This is a genomic window from Bartonella sp. AA23NXGY (assembly GCF_042197165.1).
In the GTDB taxonomy this organism is placed as follows: Bacteria; Pseudomonadota; Alphaproteobacteria; order Rhizobiales; family Rhizobiaceae; genus Bartonella.
In genome coordinates this window covers 71736-97859 of the sequence record NZ_JBHIRO010000004.1, presented here as the reverse complement: position 1 = coordinate 97859, position 26124 = coordinate 71736, and the positions used below count along the sequence as shown (strand labels likewise).

Annotated in this window: 28 protein-coding genes, 1 tRNA gene, 1 other RNA gene and 2 pseudogenes; 18 read left to right on the top strand and 14 right to left on the bottom strand. The window is 38.6% G+C overall.

Annotated features, from left to right (window positions below; genetic code table 11):
• Positions 1 to 938 precede the first annotated feature (938 nt).
• Both ACFINY_RS03565 and ACFINY_RS03560 read left to right on the top strand, forming a co-directional pair.
• Positions 939 to 1304, top strand: a complete 366-nt coding sequence (locus tag ACFINY_RS03565) for a helix-turn-helix domain-containing protein (RefSeq protein WP_375700845.1) — start codon at positions 939 to 941, stop codon at positions 1302 to 1304.
• Positions 1305 to 2040: 736 nt separating this feature from the next.
• Complete coding sequence (locus ACFINY_RS03560) at positions 2041 to 2406, top strand: helix-turn-helix domain-containing protein (RefSeq protein WP_375700854.1); 366 nt, start codon at positions 2041 to 2043, stop codon at positions 2404 to 2406.
• 874 nt (positions 2407 to 3280) lie between these two features.
• Here ACFINY_RS03560 and ACFINY_RS03555 read toward each other — a convergent pair.
• The 4 genes from ACFINY_RS03555 to ACFINY_RS03540 all read right to left on the bottom strand — a co-directional run bounded on the left by ACFINY_RS03555 (position 3281) and on the right by ACFINY_RS03540 (position 5063).
• The gene (locus ACFINY_RS03555; protein WP_375700844.1) at positions 3281 to 3442 is read right to left on the bottom strand and encodes a hypothetical protein; all 162 of its coding nucleotides are present in this window, start codon (positions 3440 to 3442) and stop codon (positions 3281 to 3283) included.
• 44 nt (positions 3443 to 3486) lie between these two features.
• Complete coding sequence (locus ACFINY_RS03550; protein WP_375700843.1) at positions 3487 to 3609, bottom strand: hypothetical protein; 123 nt, start codon at positions 3607 to 3609, stop codon at positions 3487 to 3489.
• Positions 3610 to 4318: 709 nt separating this feature from the next.
• Positions 4319 to 4900, bottom strand: a complete 582-nt coding sequence (locus ACFINY_RS03545; RefSeq protein WP_375610657.1) for a disulfide bond formation protein B — start codon at positions 4898 to 4900, stop codon at positions 4319 to 4321.
• Between the two features lie 10 nt (positions 4901 to 4910).
• Positions 4911 to 5063 carry a DUF5993 family protein gene (locus ACFINY_RS03540; RefSeq protein ID WP_273790835.1) on the bottom strand — a complete coding sequence of 51 codons (153 nt, stop codon included), beginning with the start codon at positions 5061 to 5063 and terminating at the stop codon, positions 4911 to 4913.
• Between the two features lie 821 nt (positions 5064 to 5884).
• Here ACFINY_RS03540 and purE point away from each other — a divergent pair.
• Both purE and ACFINY_RS03530 read left to right on the top strand, forming a co-directional pair.
• Positions 5885 to 6382 carry a 5-(carboxyamino)imidazole ribonucleotide mutase gene (gene purE / locus ACFINY_RS03535; protein WP_375610656.1) on the top strand — a complete coding sequence of 166 codons (498 nt, stop codon included), beginning with the start codon at positions 5885 to 5887 and terminating at the stop codon, positions 6380 to 6382.
• A gap of 1 nt (position 6383) precedes the next feature.
• Positions 6384 to 7604: a 5-(carboxyamino)imidazole ribonucleotide synthase gene (locus ACFINY_RS03530; protein WP_375700842.1), complete on the top strand. Its 1221-nt coding sequence runs from the start codon at positions 6384 to 6386 to the stop codon at positions 7602 to 7604.
• A 220-nt stretch (positions 7605 to 7824) separates the two neighbouring features.
• On the opposite strand, the gene ACFINY_RS03525 is transcribed toward ACFINY_RS03530, so the two are convergent.
• A complete protein-coding gene (locus ACFINY_RS03525) occupies positions 7825 to 8013 on the bottom strand; it encodes a hypothetical protein (RefSeq protein ID WP_375700841.1) in 189 nt (62 codons plus the stop codon).
• Positions 8014 to 8866: 853 nt separating this feature from the next.
• Between ACFINY_RS03525 and ACFINY_RS03520 the strand changes: the two genes are divergently transcribed.
• Both ACFINY_RS03520 and ACFINY_RS03515 read left to right on the top strand, forming a co-directional pair.
• Positions 8867 to 9241 (top strand): hypothetical protein, encoded by a 375-nt coding sequence (locus tag ACFINY_RS03520; RefSeq protein WP_375638481.1) that lies wholly within the window; start codon positions 8867 to 8869, stop codon positions 9239 to 9241.
• Entirely contained in the window at positions 9234 to 9407 is a 174-nt protein-coding gene (locus tag ACFINY_RS03515; protein ID WP_375611660.1) for a hypothetical protein, read from the top strand. The genes ACFINY_RS03520 and ACFINY_RS03515 overlap by 8 nt, the downstream gene beginning before the upstream one ends.
• Before the next feature lie 390 nt (positions 9408 to 9797).
• Here the strand turns inward: ACFINY_RS03515 and ACFINY_RS03510 are convergent, their stop codons facing one another.
• Positions 9798 to 10043, bottom strand: a complete 246-nt coding sequence (locus ACFINY_RS03510) for a hypothetical protein (protein WP_375700840.1) — start codon at positions 10041 to 10043, stop codon at positions 9798 to 9800.
• A gap of 447 nt (positions 10044 to 10490) precedes the next feature.
• Here ACFINY_RS03510 and ykgO point away from each other — a divergent pair, with 447 nt between their 5' ends.
• Complete coding sequence (gene ykgO / locus ACFINY_RS03505; protein WP_004863016.1) at positions 10491 to 10616, top strand: type B 50S ribosomal protein L36; 126 nt, start codon at positions 10491 to 10493, stop codon at positions 10614 to 10616.
• Positions 10617 to 10773: 157 nt separating this feature from the next.
• Positions 10774 to 11559: a tetratricopeptide repeat protein gene (locus ACFINY_RS03500; protein ID WP_375622768.1), complete on the top strand. Its 786-nt coding sequence runs from the start codon at positions 10774 to 10776 to the stop codon at positions 11557 to 11559.
• A gap of 881 nt (positions 11560 to 12440) precedes the next feature.
• On the opposite strand, the gene ACFINY_RS03495 is transcribed toward ACFINY_RS03500, so the two are convergent.
• Positions 12441 to 14141: a DNA polymerase gene (locus tag ACFINY_RS03495; protein WP_375654331.1), complete on the bottom strand. Its 1701-nt coding sequence runs from the start codon at positions 14139 to 14141 to the stop codon at positions 12441 to 12443.
• 538 nt (positions 14142 to 14679) lie between these two features.
• On the opposite strand from ACFINY_RS03495, the gene ssrS reads away from it, so the two are divergent.
• The 4 genes from ssrS (at position 14680) to ACFINY_RS03475 (ending at position 16837) form a co-directional block, all read left to right on the top strand.
• Positions 14680 to 14840, top strand: a non-coding RNA gene (gene ssrS, locus ACFINY_RS03490) — 6S RNA.
• Positions 14841 to 15097: 257 nt separating this feature from the next.
• Positions 15098 to 15271: a hypothetical protein gene (locus ACFINY_RS03485; protein WP_375700839.1), complete on the top strand. Its 174-nt coding sequence runs from the start codon at positions 15098 to 15100 to the stop codon at positions 15269 to 15271.
• A 120-nt stretch (positions 15272 to 15391) separates the two neighbouring features.
• Complete coding sequence (locus ACFINY_RS03480) at positions 15392 to 15997, top strand: 5-formyltetrahydrofolate cyclo-ligase (protein WP_375611694.1); 606 nt, start codon at positions 15392 to 15394, stop codon at positions 15995 to 15997.
• Between the two features lie 18 nt (positions 15998 to 16015).
• Entirely contained in the window at positions 16016 to 16837 is an 822-nt protein-coding gene (locus ACFINY_RS03475) for a TIGR00282 family metallophosphoesterase (protein ID WP_375611657.1), read from the top strand.
• 343 nt (positions 16838 to 17180) lie between these two features.
• Here ACFINY_RS03475 and ACFINY_RS03470 read toward each other — a convergent pair whose 3' ends face one another.
• The 5 genes and pseudogenes from ACFINY_RS03470 to ACFINY_RS03450 form a co-directional block, all read right to left on the bottom strand.
• Positions 17181 to 17537: a helix-turn-helix domain-containing protein gene (locus ACFINY_RS03470; protein ID WP_375611656.1), complete on the bottom strand. Its 357-nt coding sequence runs from the start codon at positions 17535 to 17537 to the stop codon at positions 17181 to 17183.
• Positions 17538 to 18001: 464 nt separating this feature from the next.
• Positions 18002 to 18354, bottom strand: a pseudogene (locus ACFINY_RS03465) (UDP-N-acetylglucosamine 1-carboxyvinyltransferase); the annotation flags it as partial.
• Positions 18355 to 18383: 29 nt separating this feature from the next.
• Positions 18384 to 18629, bottom strand: a complete 246-nt coding sequence (locus ACFINY_RS03460) for a hypothetical protein (RefSeq protein ID WP_375700838.1) — start codon at positions 18627 to 18629, stop codon at positions 18384 to 18386.
• Between the two features lie 65 nt (positions 18630 to 18694).
• Complete coding sequence (murA, locus tag ACFINY_RS03455; RefSeq protein WP_375611654.1) at positions 18695 to 19990, bottom strand: UDP-N-acetylglucosamine 1-carboxyvinyltransferase; 1296 nt, start codon at positions 19988 to 19990, stop codon at positions 18695 to 18697.
• A gap of 176 nt (positions 19991 to 20166) precedes the next feature.
• Positions 20167 to 20319: a hypothetical protein gene (locus tag ACFINY_RS03450; RefSeq protein ID WP_375607050.1), complete on the bottom strand. Its 153-nt coding sequence runs from the start codon at positions 20317 to 20319 to the stop codon at positions 20167 to 20169.
• 176 nt (positions 20320 to 20495) lie between these two features.
• Here ACFINY_RS03450 and ACFINY_RS03445 point away from each other — a divergent pair.
• Positions 20496 to 20570: transfer RNA gene (locus ACFINY_RS03445), tRNA-Thr, on the top strand.
• Between the two features lie 1091 nt (positions 20571 to 21661).
• Here the strand turns inward: ACFINY_RS03445 and ACFINY_RS03440 are convergent.
• Positions 21662 to 21814: a hypothetical protein gene (locus ACFINY_RS03440; RefSeq protein WP_375611652.1), complete on the bottom strand. Its 153-nt coding sequence runs from the start codon at positions 21812 to 21814 to the stop codon at positions 21662 to 21664.
• Between the two features lie 521 nt (positions 21815 to 22335).
• Between ACFINY_RS03440 and ACFINY_RS03435 the strand changes: the two genes are divergently transcribed.
• From ACFINY_RS03435 to ACFINY_RS03415, 5 genes and pseudogenes are all read left to right on the top strand, one after another.
• Positions 22336 to 23073, top strand: coding sequence for a hypothetical protein (locus tag ACFINY_RS03435; RefSeq protein ID WP_375611651.1), 738 nt, complete (start codon positions 22336 to 22338; stop codon positions 23071 to 23073).
• Between the two features lie 264 nt (positions 23074 to 23337).
• Positions 23338 to 23700 (top strand): hypothetical protein, encoded by a 363-nt coding sequence (locus ACFINY_RS03430; RefSeq protein WP_375611650.1) that lies wholly within the window; start codon positions 23338 to 23340, stop codon positions 23698 to 23700.
• 229 nt (positions 23701 to 23929) lie between these two features.
• Complete coding sequence (locus tag ACFINY_RS03425; protein WP_375611649.1) at positions 23930 to 24235, top strand: hypothetical protein; 306 nt, start codon at positions 23930 to 23932, stop codon at positions 24233 to 24235.
• A gap of 16 nt (positions 24236 to 24251) precedes the next feature.
• The gene (locus ACFINY_RS03420) at positions 24252 to 24428 is read left to right on the top strand and encodes a hypothetical protein (protein ID WP_375651127.1); all 177 of its coding nucleotides are present in this window, start codon (positions 24252 to 24254) and stop codon (positions 24426 to 24428) included.
• Between the two features lie 228 nt (positions 24429 to 24656).
• Positions 24657 to 24896: pseudogene (locus tag ACFINY_RS03415) on the top strand (DnaJ domain-containing protein); the annotation flags it as partial.
• A 549-nt stretch (positions 24897 to 25445) separates the two neighbouring features.
• Here the strand turns inward: ACFINY_RS03415 and ACFINY_RS03410 are convergent.
• Positions 25446 to 25970, bottom strand: a complete 525-nt coding sequence (locus ACFINY_RS03410; protein WP_375700837.1) for a hypothetical protein — start codon at positions 25968 to 25970, stop codon at positions 25446 to 25448.
• Between the last annotated feature and the right edge of the window lie 154 nt (positions 25971 to 26124).

Here is a 26124-nt window from a genome sequence, read left to right as displayed (position 1 = left end):
CATTTCCGTTTTCACGCTTTTACGTATTTACAGAATAAAGCCAAATGAAACTTCCACACCGCACCACTCTATAAACAATAGTATTACCCCAGCTTCTTGCCTAGCCAATCTCCCCAAGCACTTCAGATCACCCACCCACGGACTTCAGATTCCCCTCAAATGACACCACTTCATCAAGTACCATAAAAACAAAGCGCTATCTCCTTCACACCATCCTTTACGCATCCCTTCGCACCACCGCCTCTTACCCCCCTCTAGTCTGTTCATTCCTATTCCGCCCCCACACTCTCTTCTCCCTTCAATCTCCCGCAGGCTTCATCCCAGCTTACCACTCCATTCACAAAAACTCTTTCCCCCATTTATCTCACCACATTCCATGCCATGCCAAAAGCATACACAATGCACAAATCCTCTACTCCTTTTTCACGAATATACGTTTTTAAGCTCCCCTTCTAATCATGATTTCGGAGCCGCGTGAGAGGGACAAAACAAGCCGTTAAGTTCTGGGGGTCAAGGACGCCGTTAGGCGCCATGTAATGGTCTCCTTGACCTTAAGAACCTAGGATTGTTAGTCCCCTCATTAAACGCGGGTCTGATCTCATGATTTTGGTGAGCGTTCCGGAGAGTTTGAGAGGCGGAAAGCCTCTCATTAAAAAATAAAGTTTATAAATAAAAACTATTTTCATTTGCCAATCTTCTGAAATTACTTTATCACTTAAAGTGTAATTTTGATCGTCCACGCAACGATCAACAGGGAACTAAAAGCCCTAAACCCTAGCGTACAATTGAACCCACTCTTGTGGGTATCCCGGAATTCCGGGAGTTTTTGCTATGTCCAGGTGCGATGAGCACTAAAAGCAAAAAGCTGATTTAGGTTCAGTATTTTTGACTCCCGGAATACCAATGCGAGGGCGCTCGCAACCGGAGGGGGGCTTGAAGTGCAAACCAAAAATCCAAATTTTATCGATATTCTGATAGGCAAAAGAATTCGTCATAGAAGAATTGCCATGGGACTTTCCCAAAAAGAATTAGGAAGCTATTTAGGTGTCAGTTTTCAACAAATCCAAAAATATGAAAAAGGCTTCAATCGTGTAAGCGCAGGGTGTTTACTCAAAATCGCCCAAAAACTGGATGTTCCCATAAGCTTTTTTTATGCAGATATTGCCACAAAAGAAAATCTTTCAACACATGCCGCACACTATGATCAAGAAACATACAGCGAAAAAGAACATTCCCTTTTGAAAAATTTTAGAGAGCTCCAGCCGAAAAAACAAAAAGCAATCTTGTGGCTGATTTCTGATTAAGCAAAAGAGTAACAATTAATATTATTCCATTCATATACCCCTTAAGTCAAATTCAAACCAGCACTCCACACCCCTCCAAATCACGCCATTTTATGGGATATTGATTTTTCTTGCCAATCTCCTGAAATTACTTTATGAATTAGCCTGTGTTTTTTGGTCGTCTACGCAGCGGTCAATAAGGAGTTGTATTCCTTAAAACTTAACACATAAACAATTATGGCTATCCCGGAAATTCCGGGGGCTTTTGTTATGTACAAGTGCTTTAAGCACTAAAAACAAGAGACTGTTTAAGTTCAGTGAATCCAACCTCCCGGAATACCAATGCGAGGGCGCTCGCAACCGGAGGGGGGCTTGAAATGCAAACCAAAAATCCACATTTTTCGACATTTCTGATTAAGCAAAAGACGCGATTTATAATCCATATTTCGCACTTTTTTAAAAAGTACCCAATCTTATAGTCTTTGAGATTATTTTGATTTTTCTTGCCAATCTCCTGAAATTACTTTATTGATAAGCACGTGTTTTTGATCGTCCACGCAACGATCAAATAGGGAGCTAAAAGCCCGAAAGCTTAATACATAAATTTATCCCGCATTGCGGGTATCCCGGAATTCCGGGAGATTTTGCTATGTCCAGGTGCTTTAAGCACTAAAAGCAAAAAGCTGATTAAGCTCAGTACTTTTAGACTCCCGGAATACCAATGCGAGGGCGCTCGCAACCGGAGGGGGGGCTTGAAGTGCCAACTAAAAATCCAAATTTTATCGACATTTTGATAGGCAAAAGAATTCGTCATAGAAGAATTGCCATGGGACTTTCCCAAAAAGAATTAGGAAGCTATTTAGGTGTCAGTTTTCAACAAATCCAAAAATATGAAAAAGGCTTCAATCGTGTAAGCGCAGGGTGTTTACTCAAAATCGCCCAAAAACTGGATGTTCCCATAAGCTTTTTTTATGCAGATATTGCCACAAAAGAAAATCTTTCAACACATGCCGCACACTATGATCAAGAAACATACAGCGAAAAAGAACATTCCCTTTTGAAAAATTTTAGAGAGCTCCAGCCGAAAAAACAAAAAGCAATCTTATGGTTGATTTCTGATTAAGCAAAAGAGCACACAAAGCATAAATCCTCCGCATCATTTTACGGATATACGTTTTTATTTTACGGATCAACGGTTTGATGCTTCTCCACATTTACAGAAAGCAGCCAAATGAAACTTTCAAATTCCCCCCCGCACCACTTTGTAAACATAGGTTTGTCAACAATACAGCTTCTTACTCTAGCCAATTCCCCTGCTGATTTCAGATCACGACACCACAAAGGATAATGTTGCATCAAACGCGACAGATACGTCCTATTTTAAAATATTCTTGCCCCTTCACCACCCTAAAGTAAGATCACGCAAAGCACCGGTCAATCCCACTTCAAAAACAACTTTCCCCACACCCTCTCTCCTCTCTCGTCAACACACCCGCCTCTTCATCCAAGCTTCCCCCCCTTCATAAAACTCTTCATCCCCACACCCCAATCTTCTCTCCACATTCCATGCCATGATAAAATCATACACCACGCATAAAGTCCCAGCTTCCTTTTTTGCACATTTCCGTTTTTACGCTTTTACATATTTACAGAAAGCAGAAAATCTGTAAAAAATGCATTACACAATAACGTTTTCAACAACTGTCATTAAAATCTCGCCTCCCTTTTCATCTAAATCCCCCTATTTTCACTTAAATCATAGATATAAACCGCCTTATTATTGTATTGAGCAGCATAAAATTTTTCGACAAATTCTAGCGATCAAAAGGGTGCATAAGAAGCATTTTACGACTTTTAAAAGAATTTTTATTTACACCCAGTGCTTTTTTGTAACGTAGAAGAGCACATTTAATTAATTGACTATAAGAAAGTTTGAAATGAGAGAAGCTTTTCGTTTTTCTTGTTCAACATCCACAACGATAACTCCTTCTTATAAATCAATTTTTTTCGTAATACAAAACGCACCAAAAGGAATAGACTTGTGTTGCATATTCACGCGCTTGTTTTAAAGAAAGATCTCTCAACGCTCCATCACACCCATTTTGCAAAACGCCGCCCGTAAAGGAATGGTAAGCTCCCATGAAGGATATAAAATCCATTCAGCCCCCCCTATCTTTACGCTTATGGAAGAACAAGTTTACGCTTATGGAAGAACAAGGCCGGCATCATCACAAAAACTCTGCCAGCTCCCAATGTTGCAGACAGCCTTCGGTTCAAGAGACACTTCATTAAAGGCATGCCTTTCTTGTACAGTTTTGACCCACATGGCCCACTCACTTATGATGTATAAGCCAAGTAATTTTAATTGATTTAATATGAGAGAACTGGTGATGAGAAATTTTATTATATTCAGCAACGCGCTTCACGGTAAAAAATGGTTATTTATTATTATAAATCAATATATTAATAAAGAAGAGAGTCATCATCAAGACGCTTACCTTTTTCTAAAAAAAGGCTTCACACTGAAAGAAAACATCTAAAACTTAGATAAAAAAAAAGGTTTGCCTCTAATAAACAAACCTCTGCAGAAAATTATTCACATAACTTTCAAAATTTTAAATTAATCCCCCTAGAAGCAATAAAAACGCTTTAGAAGCACCAAAATGAATACAAAGATCAATTTAACACAATGTTAAGAAAAATCAAGAACAAAAAATTTTTATCGTTAATACACCTTTAAAAAACGAGGCTTCTTAACCTACGCGGCTCAAAAGTCTGGGGCTTCTTCTACAAACGCCTCCAAGCCAATCAATCCCTTCATCTCTCTCAAAAGACAGCATAAAAGGTTCACAGTACAAGTCTTCGCTAAAAAAATATCAATCGCCAGCGCTCATAAAAGCCAGCGTTGGTATAAAAGATCAGATTATCGAACAATCTTGCTGAAATGTCTTCCCAATAAATAAAAAAGAAGCGGATTCTTAAATATTTCCGCCTCTTTAACAATAAAAATTATGATGAGGGATTATTAAAAAATTTCAAGACTGTGAAGGGAACCAATTTGATAACAATTCATACCTTACAGGATCATCGGCACATTGCCCACCACCACATTCCAGTATGGTAGAAATCAAATTTGCCGCAATCAAAAACACAAATAAGAAACTTGCCGTTTTACTCAAGGCTGGAAAAGGAGAAAATTCTTTGAACTTGTGTGCCAATTCGCCTAAAATCATGACAAATGAGACAGCAAAGATACAAAGGACAGAAATAATGAAAGCCCAAGTATAAAAATGCAATCCAAAGAACGTTGAACCATATCCTAAATCATCGGGTGTGATATGCAAAAACACTTGCCGTGCTGCCACAGCACTGGTTACCATACAACCAAGAATAACCATACCATAATGGGTATTTTTCACCTTATGGTGAATATTGAGTAAGAACCCACAACCTGCCAGCATCAATCCAACGCGCTGCAGCAAACAAAGGGGACAAGGTAACTCAAACTTTACCAATTGATAATAAAAAGCCACCACCAAGACAATAGATAACCCAAAGAGTCCTAGCGTATTCATAAAGATGACGAAGTGAGGATTTTTTTGTTCAACATGTTCCATGGCTATTCTCTCAAAAAGATAAATTTAAAGTAGAAGTTGCGTGATGATTGAAAGTGAGAAGAATGACAACGAATAAAATTGCCCACAAAGCATAACTTATATTTTTTTTACCACACATAGTCGTTACTGCAGTACCTAAAGCGATTAAAAATGGAAGAAACATAGCTTTTAAATCTCCTTTACATCCGTTGTTTAACTCTTATTTATTTCAGCGTTCACCATATTACAAAATTGGGCAAAAAAGAGACCATGGATTTATTATTCACAATTCGTCACTCGCGATTGATATTGCCATTATATTTAAGTGAAAAAACGATATAATCGCTCAGAAGCACATCTCAACAAAAGCGTTAAAAGCACAAAAGCGTTGATTATTCGCTTCCCCTTATATCTGCCATTGTTAAAGATATATCGACAATTATAAAGATTATATCCCCTATAAAGATTATATCCCCCACTCACAAAAGAATCACTTGAACAACAAAATAAATAGGCTTTGAAATCGAGAGATATACATCTCTTTTTTTCTCAAAAGAATATCCTCATTTTGCAACACATTTTTGACATAAAAATCTCTTTTTCTCATAAGCAATGTTTCAAATTGCAACAGATTTTATATCATATGGTGATCTTGTTTATTTTAGCAAATAAAAAATAAGACATTTTTTTAAAAAAAACTTATAATCAATGGCTTTTCCTCAATGCATTTTTCCCTCTTATCTTAAATAAAAGACAATGCCGCAAGCTCAACAGCCTCATGGGTCCCACACCACCCCGTGGCATTCCCCTCCCCCCTCACAAGAAGTGCTTCATGCCTTCAATACTTTAGTTTTTCATCTCTCGAGATCCCCTTTAAATTTTTAGCTTTCCGCCTTATTTGAAAAATAACTGTTTCTCTGTCATCAATTGGCTTTGCAAAAAGAATATAAAACTTTAAAAAAATAATGATAAAGAATCGCATTGAACCTTTGAAAAGGATAGAGAATGATGAAAAAATCATGTGATGTGGCGATTTTAATGGGGAGCCAATCGGATTGGCAAACGATGTGCCATAGTGCAGATATTTTGACGAATCTTGGTATTTCTCATAGTTCGCATATTGTCTCAGCACACCGAACTCCTGAACGCCTTTATCAATTTGCCAAAGAAGCAAAAGAAGCAGGGTTTAAAGTTTTAATTGCCGGTGCGGGGGGGGCAGCGCATCTTCCAGGTATGTTAGCAGCCCTTACTCCTCTTCCTGTTTTTGGCGTTCCAGTGCATTCTCACTCTCTTTCTGGTCAAGATTCTTTGCTTTCAATCGTGCAAATGCCAGCAGGGATACCCGTCGGCACATTAGCAATTGGCAAAGCAGGCGCAATTAATGCAGCCCTTTTAGCCGCAGCCGTTATGGCCGTTTATGACCATGATCTCGCCCAACGATTAGAAGATTGGCGTCAACAACAAACAGCCAATGTCGCCCAAACGCCTGTAACGGAGGTTTAAAATGGCACCGTTTTCCACCCCCCCCTCATCCAACGCCACCCCCTCCAACACCACTCCCTCCAACACCACTCCCTCCAACACCACCTTAGCCAACACCACCTCGTCCAACACCACCTCGTCCAACACCACTCCCTTCACCATGTTACCTCCAGGCAGCGTCATTGGTTTAATCGGGGGGGGACAATTAGCGCGGATGCTCGCCATAGCGGCCGCAGAATTAGGATTTCGAACCGTTATTTTTTGCCCTGAAGCCGATTGCCCAGCCGCTCAAACAGCAAACAACCATATTGTTTCCTCCTATGACGATATATCAGCTTTAGATCATTTTATTTCTCAGTGTGATGTTGTCAGCTATGAATTTGAAAATCTTTCGCTTCAAACGGTTCAATATGTAGAAAAGAGTAAGCCTGTTTATCCTTCTTCCAAAGCATTAGAGATCACGCAAGATCGACTTTTTGAGAAGCAATTTTTGCGTGATCAAGGGATTGGCACCGCGTTATGGCACGCTGTTGACAATTCTTCTTCTCTTCTTTCCGCTCTTGATACCTTAGGCGGACGTGGTCTTTTAAAGACGCGTCGTTTTGGTTATGACGGAAAAAACCAGATCAAGCTTGATCACCCAGATGAACAAACCCTTGACGAAGCCTTAAGGACTTTTCAGGAACAGCCTTGTATTTTAGAAGAAATAGTCCCTTTTTTATCGGAAATTTCGGTTCTTTCGGCACGTACAAAACAAGGAGAACATATTTTTTATGACTGCCCTGAAAATCAACACAAAAATGGAATTCTTCATAAATCCTTTGTTCCATCACATATTCCACTTGACGTGCAAAAAGCAGCTCAAGAAATCAGTGTAACAGTCATGGATGCCCTCGATTATGTTGGTGTTCTTTGTATTGAACTTTTTGTCTTAACGAATGGTCATCTTTTAGTGAATGAATTAGCACCGCGTGTCCATAATTCTGGTCATTGGACACAAAAGGCATGCATAACTTCACAATTTGAACAGCATATCCGTGCTATTTGCGGACTTCCCTTAGGCAGTCCCTATCGCCATAGCGATTGCCAAATGACCAATCTTATTGGTAACAATTTTAGCACGTTAAAATATTTCCTCACACAAGAGCGCACCTCGATCCATTTATATGGCAAAAGCACTGTTCACCCCAACCGCAAAATGGGGCATATCATCCAATTACTGGGACCAGCCAACAAATCTTAAGCCCACATATATACAAATACTTTTTCACACTTTTCCCCCAAATGAACTGAAAAAACAACCTCTCCCCCCACACCGATATCCATCGGCTTCAAAAGCGCCCCTAACCTTTTAATTCTCCCCTGAAAGGGCGTGAAGCCCTCCTACAAGCTCCTTCTCTCTTAAAAACATCACCTCTTCCCCCTCCAAACCGCTTCATCCTACACGAACATCTCATCCGCCCTCAAAAACAAAGCTTCACTCCACACCAATATCCAAGCAGTACAACAAGCGCTCCCAACCCTTCAACTCCACCCCCTAGCTCTTCTCCCCTTCCTTTTCTCAAAAATATCCCCCCGGCTAAAAATAATCCACCAGCCCCCAACTTCACTACCCCTCCACCTCCCACAGCATAAATATTCCCCCATAACATACGCAGCCCCTTCATTTTTCTTTTAATGCCAATCTTTAAGCCTTTTAATTCCAACCTTTAGAGGATAAACTTACCTCTTGCGGCCTATAGAGAGCATTCTAACAATGCGTTCTCATTGCCTCTAGTCTCCCTTCTTGTGTTCATTCTTTCACAAAAGTGCCAAGCGCCGCTCCGCACCACCCCTTGAGTTTCATGTCAAAGATATAATTACAGTACTAAGCTTATCCATCATAGCAATATCCTCTCTCCCCTCATAAGGCGATATTACCTGTGTTGTATTTTCTAGGGCTTGAAGCGTCTCTCCTTATTTCATTTCGCGATAAGGCTTAAAAGAGCAGATGTACATACACTCCACACTGAAAGAAAACCGTAAATTTAGCTTACACGCTAAAACACCAACCGCTTAAAATATCACTCACTTTAACATTTGTAATATTTGTGACCTCCGTTATGTCTATCGCCTTCGTTCTTTCCCCTATAAAGTTACATTATTCAAATTTGCGCGCCTAACCGCGCTCAAGGACGAAGATTCCTGTGCCGATCTATCAACAATCAAGCTTCTCTTAAGTAAATTCTAGCCAATATGAACACTTCAATATTAAATGCCTCTTCGCCTATAGTTTAGTCATAAAATATAATTGTACTCACAAAACGAATCTTTTATACAGCGGCACGAAAAATTGTACATGCCTCATAATAATAAAGGGAAGATGCGCTACAGACGTAGCAAGTCATTCGTATTATCATTTTAACAACTACAGAAATCTTTTTTCATTTCATAAACATAGTCTGAGAAACTGAGTTATTCGCTTTATCAAAAGACAAAACCCTCAAGAAACAAACGAATATCAACATGACAAAACCAAACCTATCAAATGCATCACCAAAAGAACAAAATGATACATCTTCTCAATGGGACTTAGTCCTCGATATCCAAAAAGAAGTTAAGGAAACATTAAAGGCTGGTGTTGTTTCACTGAGAGAGTTTATATTCATAATTTTTATAAGCATCTGTTTATACATTTTCCTCTCAATATTAGGCAGTGCGGATAAACCTCAGATGAATGTAGCAACTGCAATCGGGCTGATATGCGCATTAATTCTGTACGGTTCGATACCAATCTCTTTGGTGCTACGGATCATAGTAAAGAAGAAACTGAAAAAAGTAATGAAACAACTAGACGAAGCGGTTGCTAATCAAAATACAATAAGGAGAGAAAATGACTGAAGCTATAATATTAGGGCGCATTCTAGGGATCATTGTCGGTTGTGCAATAATAACATTATCCGTTTGGCTTGTTTATTCTACCATTAAATATCGAAAACTGTACCGTAAAGCGCTTACAGGACTAAACTTAGCAATTCAAAAATGTAATAAAGAAATTAATAAATAAAAAAAGTCGTGAAAAACGTGGTATTAAAATACCATAATCCTTATTTTCATATTTCTAGACGTATTTAATGTGATTACCAGTTATTGATGACCCATATTGAGGGTATGAGATTTTTCATAAGGGGACGTTTGAAACTATCGGCATGATATTATGTGCGTATAGCCAATACAAGAAACAATTCCAACGGCGTCCCCTCTTCCCCACTTCAAGCATTTCAGCCGGCGCACGCACCTGACAGGGCCTTCACGAGCCCGCAACAAACAAGCCCCTTACGTTTTAAGAAGCCACCTTGCCCTTAACAACAAAAACCACACCACTTCAACAATCCAACGGCGTCCCCTCTTCCCCCCACTTCAAGCATTTCAGCCGGCGCATGCACCTGATAGGGCTTCACGAGCCCCCACAAACAAGCCCCTTACGTTTTAAGAAGCCACACCTTGCCCTTAACGACAAAAACCCACACCACTTCAACAATCCAACGGCGTCCCCTCTTCCCCCCACTTCAAGCATTTCAGCCGGCGCATGCACCTGATAGGGCTTCACGAGCCCCCACAAACAAGCCCCTTGCGTTTTAAGAAGCCACACCTTGCCCTTAACGACAAAAACCCACACCACTTCAACAATCCAACGGCTCAACAGCGCTCCTGATCTTTCAACACTCCCTAACAGAGCTTATTTGTTTAAAGCTGAAAAGGCTTTTACTTTTTTCCACTCTTTGTGCTTTTTTGTGTCCTTTTTTTACGAGAAAATTTTTACCTTCAAGGCAACCATTAACACACCCTAAGGAATTTGTAAGGGATATACCCTTGACAAGAATAAGACTTCTTGTTAAATCTCTCCTACTTTTTTGCAATTTTCACTTATCGTTGTGCTAATGAAGTGGTTAATGCGTACCTTAAGAGTGCGCTTTTCTTTTTGTGATCACAGTGAAAAGGTGTATCGTGTGATGTTATCATGCAAGTACGATATCGCAATGCAATGCTCATAGAGTAAGCAGTCTATTGGGGTTGTAATATTGTATTTTCGTGTTTTAATATTGTATTATAGTATTGTGTTACGTAAACTATTTAAACGGTGAATATGATGAAAATTAAAAATTCGCTTAAAGCACTAAAAGAGCGCCACCGTAACAATCGTTTGGTGCGTCGTAAGGGTCGTGTTTATATTCTTAATAAAACGAACCCACGTTTTAGAGCACGTCAGGGCTAATTCTTTTAGGACTAATTTCTTTAGGATCAATGTTTTTATGCCTACTTTAATTGTAGGCTTAGAAAAATTTTATTGCGTTTTTTTGGTTATAAGTCCGTTGATTACAAGTCTAGTATTTGATAATATTTGGTGATTTATCTTTTGGGGGCTTGTTTTTATGGATTCTTCTATTTTTTTAAAAGCCTTTCGATTTTTTCAGCTGCGTTTTTTCTGTATTTTTCAGCGCGCGTTTTTTCTTTTTTTTGTTGGCGTTTTTTGTTTTGTTCCCTCGAGCTATGGGCAAAATCCTCCTTCTCTTCCTGAAGATCGGCCTTCTCCACAATCGCTTTTACCGTTAGATGATCTTATTCCCAATTCTCCTCCCCCTTCCTCAACGCCCTCCGATTCTGATTCCTCGGCGGTTATTCTTGAAGATCTTGACAAAGAGCAGCTTTCCCATGTTGACAGAGTTAAGCAGCGCAAAGAAGCAGAAATTTCACGTTTACTCAAAGAGTTGAAATATTGTGCTGATGTTGCTAAAGCGAAAAAGATCAGTCAACAACTTCAACATTTATGGTCCCAATCGGGGAGTGAGACGATTGATCTTTTAATGTCATGGGCTGAAAATGCACTCAACAGCGACGATTATGGACTTGCGCTTGATTATATTGACAATGCTCTTGCACTTTTACCTACTCATTCTGAAGCTTGGGTAAGGCGTGCTTGGATTCACATTCAACTGAACGATTTCAAGCTTGCCCTGCTTGATCTCAACCATGCTCTTGAACTTGAGCCGCGCAATTATAGTGCTTTTTTTGAACTTGGCGTTGTCATGGAAGCAACGGAGCGTCCAAAACTTGCTCTTAAAGCTTATGAAACAGCATTGGATTACTATCCACAAATGCGCAGAATTCAAAAGCGCGTGCAAGCTCTGTTAGACGAACAATCACCCCAAGCTCTTTAAAACCATTCAAGAACGAGACACTTTACGACATCCTTTCAAACCTAGATAAGACGCAAGCCGGCTTCACATTCCACTCAATAAACTCAGTCCCTGCACACGCCATCAAATACCATCCCAAGAAATTCCCCCCCCAAGCAATTGACAATGTCTTTTTTGAATTTGGACCTTTTTTGTATTGAAGGCAGGGTCCAAACACTTCCAATATACTTCCTTCAGAATTTCTCTCATAGCAAAAAAACGCTGCACGCCTGCGTTCTCTTCACACCGCCTCTTTTTTTCACTATCCCTCCATCATGGATAAAAAGATGATAAAACACGATCCTCAAAAAATATTTTTTGAAAAAAGCTTAAAACATCGCTTAGCCCCTCTGATAAATAGTCATCGTCTTTTTTTTTATTTTTATAAAACCATAGCAGCACATACCATATCGGCTCTCTTCCCCCCTCAAAGTTGATAAAACAGCACTGAAATATTCCCTACAAGGAAAAAACTTCAAAGACGCAACGTCAGTTAAACAAACATTCTTGAATAAGAAATATTTCCCCTTCAAAGCTCCCCGAAACATTCCCCCCGAAACATAAAAATCAAGCGATTGCCAATGCATATCCTCCCCACACCTTAAAGCACGAAGTCTCTTAACCCACTTCGGACTGTAAACAATCCGAATTCTAGTAGACTTCACTTGGTTTCCCACATATGGGATTTTCTTAAACTTAAGGACATTGACCACACACATAAAAACATTGAACCTATCAAGGATAGCAACCTTATATTGCCAGTAAATAACAGTATGTTACGCCATAACAGGATAAAATTTGATACCATCACGACTTTCTATGCACGTTTTCATCTCCCAGTATAGTCACTTTCCTATTTTCCTTTAAATTGGAACAAATCTTTCTATTGGGTATAGACCACCAACACCCATTTTAAAATCTGTCATTTTAACGCTTTTACCAAGTTGAAAATCATCCAATGACTTGATATGAGGCGTTAATTTGTCAGAAGGTATATATGGGCAAACTGCTTGAAAGGTATTATCTTCAAATTGCAAACAATACCGACGACGAGCTAAATATTTAGCTGCTATAATTTTCTTTTTATTTTCTAATTTCCAAGCCCCTATTTTAGAGGGATGAATATCTAATTTTTTAGCATTTTCAGTTTTGAAACAATGGATACTATCAGTGTCACAATAGATAAAATTTTCAAGTCCAATTTTGTAAATAGACTCAATTAAAAACATACGAGCATAACTTCCAGCAAATAAAGAAATTGGCAAATAACCACATTTTTGGAATATTGTTTCACCCCAAATAAATCTAAGAACATCATTTTCAAATTCGATATATCTTTTAATTCTATGAGGACGTTCAGCCATTTTTCCACATAATGAATTAAGAAACATTTTTCCTATTCTGCTGATTGTTTTATCTGAAGAATTTTTCAATTCAAAAAATTCATCAATATAATCAGTAAAAAGGTCATCTCTTGCTTGAAAGAGATAACCATCTAATAATTCCAAATTTTGGTAGTGATAAGATTGTTTAAACAATTCAAATTCTTGTAATGTTAACATGAATATTTTTTTATGTTCACATTCGTGTTCAGATAAAATTTGTAAATATTCAACACCCCCAGATGATGATTGTGTGTTATTATTTAAAATAGGTATTTTGTTTTCTCTTAATTCTGCTGAATTTATATAAAATCTTTGAAGACCTAGAGGGTGTAAGTCATTAGTTTCAATTTTACCTTTTTTATAAAGAGGTGCCCCTATAGGTAATTGTTTTAACATCATAGCAGGGCCCATACTATTGACATCATAAATTTCAATTTCTTTATTTATGAATTTACCCATATATCTATTAAAAAAACAAAAACCACCGTCATTTGCTTTTCTAAAAATATAATCATCACCTTCTTCTAAAGATGGGAATAAATATGTTTCTGCTTTAATTTTTGTAAATTTTTTAAACATTTTTTCTGACCATACAGCTTTAGCATCAGCTGCAAAAGTCATTTTATTTCTTCCCCATTGGAGTCTTTTTTTGAGAGCAATGGCTAATCCCTTGCTTTCATTCACACAGCAATCGATATCATTTTGATGAATAATAACATCATCAATGCACTCAAAGAGAGAAGATTCACTTTGTTTTAAATCGGTAAAAGCTGTTATTATGTCTTGCAAAGGAACTAAAAATAACTCTAATGAATCGAATAGATAAACTCTTTTTGATTTATTTGATTGAAATGCAAGTTCCGATCTAAGAACTCTAGCATTTTGCGAGATAAAATCATAAAATTTAGGTGTTATAAGATCATTTTGATTAAAATGACACCAAGATCGAATAATAGCATAATCATAGTTTAGGTTATAAGCATAAAATCTTGTACTGTTTTCTATTTTTTTCACAAATTCTAAAAAAAGTCTAACAGGATCACCATCGTTTATTGTAAAAACAGTGATATCTGTTAGATCTTCAACATTAACAATTGAAACCATATAGGGCTTAACAGGTTCTTTAATTGTCGCCTTGAAAGTAAAAGTATATAATTTTCTAAAGTTGATAAGTCTCATGTTTCCTCCCTTTTTAGATTTTATCACCTCTTTATTGTGTTTGCTTCATTCTAAAGACAAAAAATATTTATCTTTTACTATATTTCGCTCTTCACGAACACTCTCATAGCCTTCACCCCATGATTGGAGATACCTTTTTACACTTAGAAAATCATAGAAACGAAAAGCGTTCACAATTTGCCCTCAAAGTTGATAAAACAGCACTGAAATATTCCCTACAAGGAAAAAACTTCAAAGAAGCAATATCAATTCAACAAACATCCTTAAATAAAAAATATTTCCCCTTCAAAGCTCCCAGAAACATTCCCCCCGAAACATAAAAATCAAGCAATTGGCAATAAACCGTTCTACGTCACTCAAACACCCACCCCCACTCATATTTTTTGCTTTTTTACTTTGAATAAGCCATCCATCATACAGCCATTTCGAGCAACCACCGACAATATCATCAATCTCTCCTGAAATACTTTATGAAAAAGAAGAGAGCGAGGTTATTTTATCTCTAGCAGAAACTCTGAAATTGTTTTATATTAAGGAGGGTGTTCTGCGCTTCTCGACAGGAAATAATGTATTCCTGAGACCTTAATGATCTCCAAGGGAGCTGTCCCTGATCAAGCCCGTGGGCTTTTTCATATGGCGCCCACCTATTTGTATAGGTTCCCGGGATCAGCTTTTTCCATCGGCTGTTGTGGATCACCCTTTATTTATATAACTTTTTTACATCAAATTTTTCCAGCTAAAATTGAGAGCGTCCTTTTACATAAGACCAATGACGATACTCTCTTTTCAAGAAATAAAAATTACGATAAGCTTTATTTTATAAAACAGACAGCACTTACAAAATAATCCCCTCTGTGAATCTGCTTCACCCCTTCGCACGCAAGCAACGCAAAAGCGGCTTGTCGCACCAAAATACCCCCTAAAGAGCACACACTTTTTTTCATGCTTTTTTTTTCATGAGCACAGCTCTTGTCCTAACAGAGATTTACAAAACGCCAACAATGGATAAAATACCAGCATCTTATAAAACAATTGACGAGACAATGACAAATAATCCCCTCTATGAATCTGCTTCATCCCTTCGCACACAGCAACGCAAAAGCGGCTTGTCGCACCAAAATACCCCCTAAAGAGCACACACTTTTTTTCATGCTTTTTTTTTCATGAGCACAGCTCTTGTCCTAACAGAGATTTACAAAACGCCAACAATGGATAAAATACCAGCATCTTATAAAACAATTGACGAGACAATGACAAATAATCCCCTCTATGAATCTGCTTCATCCCTTCGCACACAGCAACGCAAAAGCGGTTTATCGCGTCGTGATGCTCTTTTAACAGAAGAGCGTGCACTCTTTTCGCAGCGTGCTTGTTGCCACTTTATTGAATACCTTGAAAAGAAGGGAACCGATTTTTCACGCCTCATTTTAGCAGGCTATTGGCCCATTAAATCGGAAATTGACCCGCGTCCTTTACTGGATGCTGTAGCGTTACGCGGTGGGCATTTAGCCTTACCAGCAGTTCTTGATTCCACCACCATGATTTTCCGTGCATTTTTGCCCAGCACAATTTTAGAGCCCATGCGTTTTGGCACCTTTGGTCCGGGTGCAGACAATGACGTTGTTGCCCCCAATAATATTATTGTTCCGCTTTCTGCATTTGATCGTCAATGTCACCGTCTTGGCTATGGAGGAGGATACTATGACCGTGCTGTTGCAGCTCTTGAAAAACAAGGGCATCAAATGATATTATGGGGCATAGGATTTTCATGTCAGGAGGTTTCCTCTATTCCTCCGACAGAATATGATCTACAGGTACAAGGAATTTTTACAGAAAAAGGTTTCTTAAAATGTTAAAATGTGATTAAAGCGCCTATGCGTTTTTTATTTTTAGGTGACATTGTTGGTAGCACAGGCTGTAAAGCTGTTTTTGAATACCTTCCTCAACTGATTGAGAAATGGCAGCTTGATTTTGTTGTGGTAAATGGTGAAAATGCCTCTGGTGGTTTTGGTCTCACACAAGAAACGTATCAAGATCTTTTGATGACCGGTGTTGATGTTGTCACCACAGGTAATCATGCTTTTTCTCACAAAGAAGCATTGCAGTATGCCCATGAGAGTGATCGTTTTTTACGCCCTGCCAATTTTTCGAAAGAAACTCCTGGAAAAGGTTCTGGTGTTTTTACGGCAAAAAATGGCGCCCGTGTTCTTGTCGCCAATCTGTTGGGCAACGTTTTTATGCCGTGTAAAGTAGAAGATCCATTTGAAACAGCGGAAAATATTCTGCTTGCCTGTTCGTTGATGGAGCAAGCCGATACGATTATTTTTGACTTTCACGCAGAAACGACAAGCGAGAAGCAATGTTTTGGCCATTTTCTTGATGGTCGTGTGAGTGTTATCGTTGGCACCCATACGCATATTCCCACGGCTGACGCGCAGATCTTAGAAGGTGGGAGCGCCTATTTAACAGATGCAGGCATGTGTGGAGATTATAACTCCTCTCTTGGAATGGATAAAGAAGAACCCTTACACCGTTTTCTTTATAAGACGAAGCAAGATCGTTTTGAACCGGCGTGTGGTCCCGCCACCCTTTGTGGTTTAGCGGTTGAGATTTCAGATCGCACCGGTTTAGCAGAAAAGGTCTCAGCGGTACGGATTGGTCCTCATTTAAAGCCTGAAGTTCCGGATTTTTGGTAGCTTCTTTTAAGCCACCCCTTTGATAGTTTCTTTCCAAGATTTTCTTTTGAGAACTCTATTTGGCAAGACGACTTTTCCAGCCCTTCCCAAATCCCTACTAAAAACACCCCGCCCTCCAATTTGCCTAATACAGCAACTTTTCTAGCACAAATAAGTCACTCTTTTAAAAAAAATAAAGGATAAAGGATAAAATTTTTCGTGATTTTTAAAACGATGAGAAGGAGGTTTTATTTGGACATTTCTGCGGGGGGGGGGGGAGGAGAAATGTTAACCCCCTTCTCTAGAAAAAGCTTTATATAATAATTTATTATTTAGCAAGAGCCTCTTTAATCTTTTTTTGATTCTAACGAAAATTTAATCTTAAAATTGCTTTCTGCTTTTTAGGTTTGAGCTCTCTAAAACTTTTCAAAAGGATGTGCTCTTCTTTGCTTGAGATCTCATCATCACAGCAATACAAGACATTTTCTTTTGTTGAGAGATCGGAGTAGAAAAAAGAAATGGGAACATTGAGAATATCAGCAATTTCTTGTAAACGCCCCGCTCCTATACGATTAGAGCCTTTTTCATATTTTTGGATTTGTTGAAAAGTCACACCTAACTGGCTACCTAATTTCTTTTGCGGCATTCCCAGCATTGCTCTTTTAAAGCGAATTTTTCTGCCTATCGAAATATCGTTAAAGTGTGGATTTTTAGTTTGCACGTCAAGCTCCACTGCCGGTTGCGAGCGCCTCTTATGCGTATTCTGGGAGTCTGAAAGTACTGAGTTCAGTCAGCTTTTTTTGCTTTTAGTGCTAGAGAGCACCTAGACATAGCAAAAACTCCCAGAATTCCGAGATACCTACAAGAGTAGGTTCATTTTATGATCGAACTTTAGGGCTTTCAGACCCTACTGATCGCTGCGTAGACGACCAAAGTCACCCTTTAAGGTATAAAGTAATTTCATGAAATTAGCAATAAAATTTAAAAACAGTCTTTATTTTATGAGCTCCACCCCCGCCTCTCAAACTTTTATGCCCGCTCGTAAAAACTCCAAAACCATGAAATAAAACCCACGTTTATTGAGAGGACTAATAACCCTTTATTTTTGAGATCAAGCCTCCCAAAAGCACACCTAACAACATATCACCCCTTCCCAAAGCCATTTTTGAGAGACGTCTTACAGATTTACACTGTGATGCGTTGGATTTTTGCACCACAACGAGCCAATTTTTCTTCTAATCTCTCAAATCCACGATCAAGATGATAAACACGATTGACGATTGTTTCCCCCTTTGCTGCCAATGTAACAAGAGTAAGAGGGCTGCAATCACAAGAGAAACAACAAGCACGCAAATCCGTCGCCATGATGAGGCCCCCTTGCAAATTCTCTGTTTTATGAGATGCGTTGCTCTCTCGCCCATCAAGCTTTATCTGTGCCCTCAAGCGATTGAGTTCTTGAACATGCATAAAACGATTTTCGAAAACCGTCTCTGTAATTTCACGCGCTTCCCTCAACCCCGCGTCATGAGCGCCATGAACGAAACTTAGACAATAATCACGAGCCTCCTCAAGAGTGAGAGAAGCAAAACTTTACACGAAAGAAAAACCATTCCGAAAAGAAAACAGCAGCCACAAAAGCCATACCCTTGAAAGATGGAGATTTGAAAGAACTATTGAGAAAATCATCAAGAATGTACGGCTCCAAAATTCCACAAGCAAGAGAGTAAACCATTAAAAATGCACCAGCCAAGCCCAGCGCCCCAAGCCCAGCCCCTCCAACAAGCAAACATTGTGTTAAAACGCCCCCAAGCAATCGCCCCCCTCAACCACAGCGCAAAGCATTCAGCATATCTTTAACAGGTTTACACTTTGAAAGCTTTACACTGTGATACGTTGGATTTTTGCGCCACAACGAGCCAATTTTTCTTCTAATCTCTCAAATCCACGATCAAGATGATAAACACGATTGACGATTGTTTCTCCCTTTGCTGCCAATGCTGCAATCACAAGAGAAACAGAAGCACGCAAATCCGTCGCCATGACAGGAGCCCCTTGCAAATTCTCTGTTCCATAGACAGTTGCCGTCTGCCCATCAAGCTTTATCTGTGCTCCTAAGCGATTGAGTTCTTGAACATGCATAAAACGATTTTCGAAAACCGTCTCTGTAATATGCGCGATTCCTTCAGCCCGTGTCATGAGCGCCATGAATTGCGCTTGGAGATCAGTTGGAAAAGCAGGATAAGGTCCTGTTTTAATATCAACGGGCATAATTTTGGTGTTCTTTGGATTTCGCTTAATATGAATTCCTTGAGGTTCTATTTGAATCTCGAGTCCTGTTTTTTGGAGCACCTTAAGCACCTTTGTGAGATGATTAGGATTTGCATTTTTAAGAAAGACATCTCCTCCCGTCATAGCAACAGCCATTGCATATGTTCCCGCTTCGATTCGATCAGCAATAACGCGTACTCTAGCACCGTTGAGTTTTTTAACCCCTTCAATTGTAAGCGTTGTTGTTCCTTCACCGGTTATTTGAGCCCCCATAGCATTCAGGGTTCGAATAAGGTTTGTCACTTCTGGCTCACAAGCTGCATTCTCAAGAGTGGTTGTTCCCTTTGCCATTGTCGCCGCCATCAGCAGCACATGGGTTCCACCAACAGTGACTTTAGGGAAACGATAGTGAGCACCTTTTAACCCCTTTAGCGCTTTTGCATGAACATATCCATTTTCGATAGTAATCTGTGCGCCTAAAGTTTTAAGTCCCTCAAGGATAAAATCGACAGGTCTTGTTCCAATAGCGCATCCTCCAGGAAGCGAAACATAAGCCTCTGCGCATCGTGCAAGCAGTGGTCCGATAACCCAAAAGCTTGCACGCATTTTTTTCACCAGTTCGTATGGTGCCCGTGTTGTGGCTATTTTTTGCGCCGTAAAATGAATTGTTCTTGAATTCACACATTCATCGTTAAACTCTTGTCCATCAACGGCATATCCAACACCATGATTATTGAGAATACGAATAAGCAATTCAACATCGGCCAGATGCGGAATATTTTCTAAAGTGAGCGTTTCTTCTGTCAGCAGCGCCGCAATCATAAGAGGCAATGCAGCATTTTTTGCCCCTGATATAGGAATTGTTCCTTGAAGTTTTTTTCCCCCAACAATTTGAATAGAATCCATCGTGTTTTCCCTCTTTTCCTTTGTGCCTGCCCTTCCAAAGGATTGTCCCCCTTCGGGAAGTTATGCTTTATTAATCGTTTTAGAACGCATTCTAACTATGAGAACAAATTATTGAGAAGTTTGGTTGCAAAAATTTACTAAAAAACATTTTTTTGCATTTTAGAGCTTTTTGCATTTTAGAGCTCTGGTTGTGCTCTTTTTCGACTTTGCTCTTTTCGACGTTTCAGGTTTTGACGCAATTGTTGTGCCAATCTTTCTTGACGTCGTTTTGCTTTTTCATCTTGATGATTAATTTCATTTTGTTTTTGTTTTTGATGCATTTGTGTCATTGCGCAACCTTTTAAACAGTGTTGAGCTTCTATCCAAGCAACTCATAACCTTAAATATTTAAGCATATAAGAAACATATGTCATGACATAAGATACGTTTTCTTGCAAGAATATACAAATGTTCTCTTGCCTATTTTCTGACAATATGGCACAAGACAGCGCAAAGATTGAAAAGGGCTGCGGTAGCTCAGTGGTAGAGCACTCCCTTGGTAAGGGAGAGGTCGAGAGTTCAATCCTCTCTCGCAGCACCATTTTATTCTTCTTTTGCCTCTCTCTTCTTGCCCTTATAAGTCTTCCCTATAAGCCTAAATCTTTTCCCCCAACCTTCATCGGCTTCATCAAATCCTCCATCCTTTAAACCATGCGCTTCAATAGCCTCAAAATCAGTAGCTTCAAAATCAAGAGCCTCAATGCCACGCTTAATCTCTAAAATGCCTTACGAACGGCTTTTGAAATTGACCGCCCCCAAAGAATATCCCCCCACCCCTTGCCTCCCTCCCCTTTCCTTGCCTCCCCTCTCTTTCATTTCTGTAAGATTGTCCCCCTTTACTCCTTCTCTTTACCAAGCCTCACTGTTGCAACAGCTCTTAGCACTTGAGACGGTATAGGCATTTTTATTTTTTCAATATTTTATTTCTTGAATATTTTTCCCCACAAGCTCACCCTGTTTGTAATATGCAAACAAACGATTTTACTTGATTCAATATAAGAGCGTCTGAATAAGAAGGGTTGAAATAAGAACATCTCACACTATTTCGGGCTCTCATTGAAATTCAAATTAAATCTCAATAATGAATTATTATAAACTCATTGTTTGAACATATCCCATTGATACCTTTATCCGCCCCAAAACGAATAATCTTATCTTTCCAGCCTCTCTACCCACCTCAAGCAACACAAGTATTCCCTGTAAAAATTAGAATAAGCTTCATCGATCCTATTCGTCATTTACAACAAATCTAACAGAGCCATTTCCAGAACCTCCTCTCAACGCCTTTCCCATTCTCCCCACCCCTTACCAAAAGAAAAAAAACAAACAGTGATACCCCTCCACAGTGAAGCTTTCAAGAAGCCACCCCACGCTCCCATATGGCAAAAATCCCATATACCAGACATCCCATATACCAGAAAATTGATAGCCCGCGGTTTCAAAGAAGATCCCTCATTACCAATTTTATACACTATGATTTTCCACGTGTTCTAAGCCATCCCTCTTTCAACACGCATCTTTTTTATACGAATACTTTGATTGATACGGATAGCGTTATTCGTCTTGCATAAGAGCCCCAAGAGCGAAAAGCTCTCTCCCTCTGTTCTATTGAAATTAATCACCCCTCTTCGCTTACACTTCACAAGCAGAAAGATCCGTATGGCGAGAAACTTTCCAAGAAAAGCATATCTCTTCGTAAGAAGCCTCCCAGTAAACGAGATTATGAATCGTCTCAAGAGCTACAGCCCATGCCGCAATTTTGGCAACGGGCCCCAATAATACCAACTTACTTTTTCATAAAGTAAGATAGGGTGCGCAATGTTTATAATCTACAGGGTTTTATAACCTCTGGGGTTTATAATCTACGGGGCTTGACCGTTATACCCCTCACGATATTATTCACAAGCGGCAGTATGAAATTTATGAACGCCGGCATAAAATGGCTGTGAAATGAGCTTAGAGCGAGATATCTTTATTAAAACAAGTGCGTGAATGTACAACAACAAGTATATTTCATTTGGAGTATTTTGGATATTGCCTACTCTCCCCACCCTAGGACAACCATTTTGTCTACAGATCCCCTTATATATTCTGCATATTTTCTGCTGTCATATCTCCTCCAATAAGCTAAAACCCCACATATGCGGGGTTTTAGCCAGTACCACACCTTTATTTAGACACATTATGATCACTATAACCATTTTTATTAAATACGTTTTTACGTATATTTTCAACACAAAAATAACACATATTGATTTATTTAACAGAAATCAATTAAATATTCATGATAATCATTAAAAGTTAAAATGATGAAATTATTATTCAGAACGTACGTCATAATATTTATAACGTTTTTTTCTGTATTCATATTATTGGGTTGTACTCAAGTAAGCGACCTTGCTGAATACGATAGGCTTTACCAAAAATATGTCCATGAAAATTACACTCCTTTAGCATATTCTCAGAAATTAGAAAAAGCAAAAAAAGAGGTAGAATATTTAAAAGCGTATATGGAATGGACTGTAGACATACCCCATGACAAAAGTCAATTTTGGAGGCATTTAATAACATTGCCCAGTAATCCTCCAGAATTCAATATTTTTAAACATTATCACATATTGCTTGTTTTTTGTGGACGTTTTTTTGATTTATGGCAAGGTGATAAAACGATGCCCACACTTACCTTTAACGACTTACCAACAAGACTGAAGGATTTTAAAGCTAACGGGATGAAATACAGGAAAAATTGGGATTATATAGAAAATATTTTCCTCAAAGCAAAGTTTGAAACAAACTTTGATGATCCAATGTTTGCGTACGCAGAAAAATTTTTGGATTCCCCTAATGGCATTAGTCGAAAAGAACAAACTCTCCAGACAGAGCTGCTCATAATAGGCAATGAACTCACTCGTTTTAGAAACACAGCAACAATGTGCGTTATGGCTAGAGAGGTATACCTTGCCATGATGCCCAAAGAAAATGTAAAACCGCCCGTAAGATATAGCACTTTTGAAAAATGGAAGCAGTATTTAAAAAATCTTTAAACGGATCATAAAATGCCTTTCAAAATACTTCTAAAGAACCATTAAGCCCCCCTCACAATGACTATAATCAGGCACAAAGAAGGTATAAAAAACAATGTTAATTAAACAGTCTTTATTGAGAAGCGTCTTAATTATCGCTCTTTTAACAACGCATCTTTTTTATTCTTCAAAGGGATATACTCATTCGAATGAAGTGTTCTCTTCAAAAGAAATTACAGAAAGAGAGAGATTCTTCCGCATTTTCCTTGTTAATGGAAGTCGCTGGTGGGAAGAAAAATTCTACCAAATTCTCTGGATAGAAAAAACATTTTTTTGGAAAACAAGCAGCAGTTATCGCAACCGCTCTATGAAAAACATGTCAATATAATAAAAAAATGGCAGAATATAATCAAAAAACGACATCATGTATTTAATACTCTGTGCACCCTTATAGAATTAGAAATAGATGCAATGCGACATGTGAATGAAGCAAAACACTCTCATAAGCATACACATCTCTCAAACCTTATGAAACACATAGAGACATATCAAGAGCGTATAGTTAAAAACAAGAAAGAACTTGAGAAACTTGATCATGAAATTGAGATCTTATACAAAGTTATCATAGAATATACAAAATTACCATAAACTTTGATCTATTCATTCCATAACTTTATGAAAAGTGCTTCTCAAAGGATATCTTTTATTTTCAAGCACTTTGAACTATCTATCGCCATCTTTAGATACAGAGTGCCAAAGTACAGTAACGTTATCATACAATTTGTTGTATTTTACCAACACAAAATAACACATATTGATTTATTCAACAGAAATGACTTATAAAAGCTCATCAGAAACAAACGACAATAAATACCTTATGTTTAAACACTTTATTTTCTTCGCTATCGTAATAAGCGCTGTTTTATTTACGCATCATACAACGAGTGGATGTACAACAGATGGTCTTTTTGTTGGAAGTACTTCTCCGATCAATTGTATTTCAAAAGAATATATAAGACAGAAAATAAAAAAGAAGCTATTAGAAAAAGAACGCGAAAGAGAATGGTTAGAGCTTGAACAATTTTCTGTTAGCGCTTGTCCAGGTGGAAAATTTCCTGTTTATTATGGCTTTTCTATTATCGATTGTGTTTTGAGAGGAAGAACTAAAACAAAATCGTCTTAATAATGAAATTAATATAATGAACTTATTCCTGCAATGGTTTATCGTAGCATTCGTAATAACAACGATAATGTCTGTTCCCATAAGTTTACTTTGGCGTTTTAGATTTAAGGTTTCTGCCTGTTTATTTACAATAATGACAACCTTGGCTATTATTGCCGTCCCTTTTACATTTGATTTATCGTCTCTCTTTTAATCTATTTTTGTAAAAAATATTTCTAAGATATTAAAAACACCCTGCATTTTTAAGCGTTTTGAACTGTATCTCCTCTCATCTAGATACAGTATAATCACTATAGCCATTTTCATTAAACATGTTTTTGCACATATTTCTAACATAAAAATAACACATGTCGATACATTCAAAAGAGATCAATTAAACGATCTTATAAAATAAGAGCAATACACAAAGTAGCTGTATTTAATGATAGTAAATGAAGACGATTATTATGGAATTCTTGGTGTAAGCTACGCATGCAACGATAAACAGATAAAATCTGCTTTTCGTAAATTAGCTCTGCAATACCACCCTGATCATAATTCTAGTACCGAAGCAGAACAAAAATTCAGAAAAATTTGTGAAGCCTATGAAGTTCTTAAAGATCCTCAAAAGAGAGCTGCTTACAATCAGTTCTATCATGAAACTTTTAAAGATAATGACAAGGCTTCTGAAAGTAATAAAAGCCGAGATAATATAGGTTTAGTGTTAATATCACCTTTAAAAAAAATAGCTGTCTTTGTCATTGCTCTAATACTATTTTTCGTAATATATATTGGCGGTACCATTATTATATTTCGGTATTTTGATTAGAGGAACTTAATGAAACAGAGTGATCTATAAATGTCTCTTCCGATTAACATACTTTGGTGATTTAGGTTAAAGATTCCAGCGTTTTTATTTGCAATAATGACCGCCTTAGCTGTTATTGCCGTTCCCTTCATATTCTATTGATAGTTATTTTTGTAAAATCTGAAGAGCTTTAAGATCAGTCCCACAGTGAATTCACAAGGTGTGGTAATTTTTGATTTTCTATAACAAGGTAGTGTAGAAAAACATAGAGATTATAATGTCTCTATCCGTTCTTTTCTTATTCTCCCGTTTCCTCCACCCCTCTATTTTTTTCCACAACCTGCCCCCAATCTTTTCCCCAACAAGCCCACTTGACTCCACACAGACTTTTTCTCATGCCCCTACATCCTTTTCCCATATCGGCTAAAAAAAATCCCCCAAGCCCCCGCAAAGCTCTCTCCCCCCCAAGAACGAAAGCATAACGTACACCATTGTCACCACAATGAAAAAGCAACTCAGCCCTTTCATTGCGGCTCCCCCCCCCCAACACTCACCACAAAAGCACCCAAAATCACAGCCTCCATACCTCTGAACACTTAGCCTTACTCCCCATTCTCGTTTTCCCCTCCAGCATACCGCGCCGCCTTGCATGCGCTCCAAGCACCCTTTCTTTCCCCATTTTCCCACCATGCTTTCACATTCATGACCAAGCTCTTTGTGCTCCCTGCACTCTTTGCGCTCTTTGCTTGCACCCTCCTCCAACACAAAAACCAGCTCTTTTCCTCCTTGAACGTGCCTTTTTATAGGTTGGAACCTGTCTGCACTGCTGCTTCCCTTCCCCCTAAACCTCATTTTTGTTCTCCAGCATGCTTTCGTGTCACTCCAAGTCACAGGATAACGACCTGCCCCCTTCATCCCCACCATTTCCTCCTCATCCCGCTCCAACATTTCTCTTCCCAAAGCCGCGTATCTCCCCCTTTTCCATATCGGCTAAGAAAATCCCCCAAGCCCCCGCAAAGCTCTCTCCCCCCAAGAACGAAAGCATAACGTACACCATTGTCACCACAATGAAAAAGCAACTCAGCCCTTTCATTGCGGCTCC

Bases quoted from the DNA above. Each gene is read 5' to 3' on its own strand.
- ACFINY_RS03555 (WP_375700844.1), bottom strand. From the start codon at position 3,442: ATGGATTTTATATCCTTCATGGGAGCTTACCATTCCTTTACGGGCGGC.
- ACFINY_RS03550 (WP_375700843.1), bottom strand. From the start codon at position 3,609: ATGTGGGTCAAAACTGTACAAGAAAGGCATGCCTTTAATGAAGTGTCT.
- ACFINY_RS03545 (WP_375610657.1), bottom strand. From the start codon at position 4,900: ATGGAACATGTTGAACAAAAAAATCCTCACTTCGTCATCTTTATGAAT.
- ACFINY_RS03540 (WP_273790835.1), bottom strand. From the start codon at position 5,063: ATGTTTCTTCCATTTTTAATCGCTTTAGGTACTGCAGTAACGACTATG.
- purE (WP_375610656.1), top strand. From the start codon at position 5,885: ATGATGAAAAAATCATGTGATGTGGCGATTTTAATGGGGAGCCAATCG.
- ACFINY_RS03530 (WP_375700842.1), top strand. From the start codon at position 6,384: ATGGCACCGTTTTCCACCCCCCCCTCATCCAACGCCACCCCCTCCAAC.
- ACFINY_RS03525 (WP_375700841.1), bottom strand. From the start codon at position 8,013: ATGTTATGGGGGAATATTTATGCTGTGGGAGGTGGAGGGGTAGTGAAG.
- ACFINY_RS03520 (WP_375638481.1), top strand. From the start codon at position 8,867: ATGACAAAACCAAACCTATCAAATGCATCACCAAAAGAACAAAATGAT.
- ACFINY_RS03515 (WP_375611660.1), top strand. From the start codon at position 9,234: ATGACTGAAGCTATAATATTAGGGCGCATTCTAGGGATCATTGTCGGT.
- ykgO (WP_004863016.1), top strand. From the start codon at position 10,491: ATGAAAATTAAAAATTCGCTTAAAGCACTAAAAGAGCGCCACCGTAAC.
- ACFINY_RS03500 (WP_375622768.1), top strand. From the start codon at position 10,774: ATGGATTCTTCTATTTTTTTAAAAGCCTTTCGATTTTTTCAGCTGCGT.
- ACFINY_RS03495 (WP_375654331.1), bottom strand. From the start codon at position 14,141: ATGAGACTTATCAACTTTAGAAAATTATATACTTTTACTTTCAAGGCG.
- ACFINY_RS03485 (WP_375700839.1), top strand. From the start codon at position 15,098: ATGAGCACAGCTCTTGTCCTAACAGAGATTTACAAAACGCCAACAATG.
- ACFINY_RS03480 (WP_375611694.1), top strand. From the start codon at position 15,392: ATGACAAATAATCCCCTCTATGAATCTGCTTCATCCCTTCGCACACAG.
- ACFINY_RS03475 (WP_375611657.1), top strand. From the start codon at position 16,016: ATGCGTTTTTTATTTTTAGGTGACATTGTTGGTAGCACAGGCTGTAAA.
- murA (WP_375611654.1), bottom strand. From the start codon at position 19,990: ATGGATTCTATTCAAATTGTTGGGGGAAAAAAACTTCAAGGAACAATT.
- ACFINY_RS03450 (WP_375607050.1), bottom strand. From the start codon at position 20,319: ATGACACAAATGCATCAAAAACAAAAACAAAATGAAATTAATCATCAA.
- ACFINY_RS03435 (WP_375611651.1), top strand. From the start codon at position 22,336: ATGATGAAATTATTATTCAGAACGTACGTCATAATATTTATAACGTTT.
- ACFINY_RS03425 (WP_375611649.1), top strand. From the start codon at position 23,930: ATGTTTAAACACTTTATTTTCTTCGCTATCGTAATAAGCGCTGTTTTA.
- ACFINY_RS03420 (WP_375651127.1), top strand. From the start codon at position 24,252: ATGAACTTATTCCTGCAATGGTTTATCGTAGCATTCGTAATAACAACG.
- ACFINY_RS03410 (WP_375700837.1), bottom strand. From the start codon at position 25,970: ATGTTGGAGCGGGATGAGGAGGAAATGGTGGGGATGAAGGGGGCAGGT.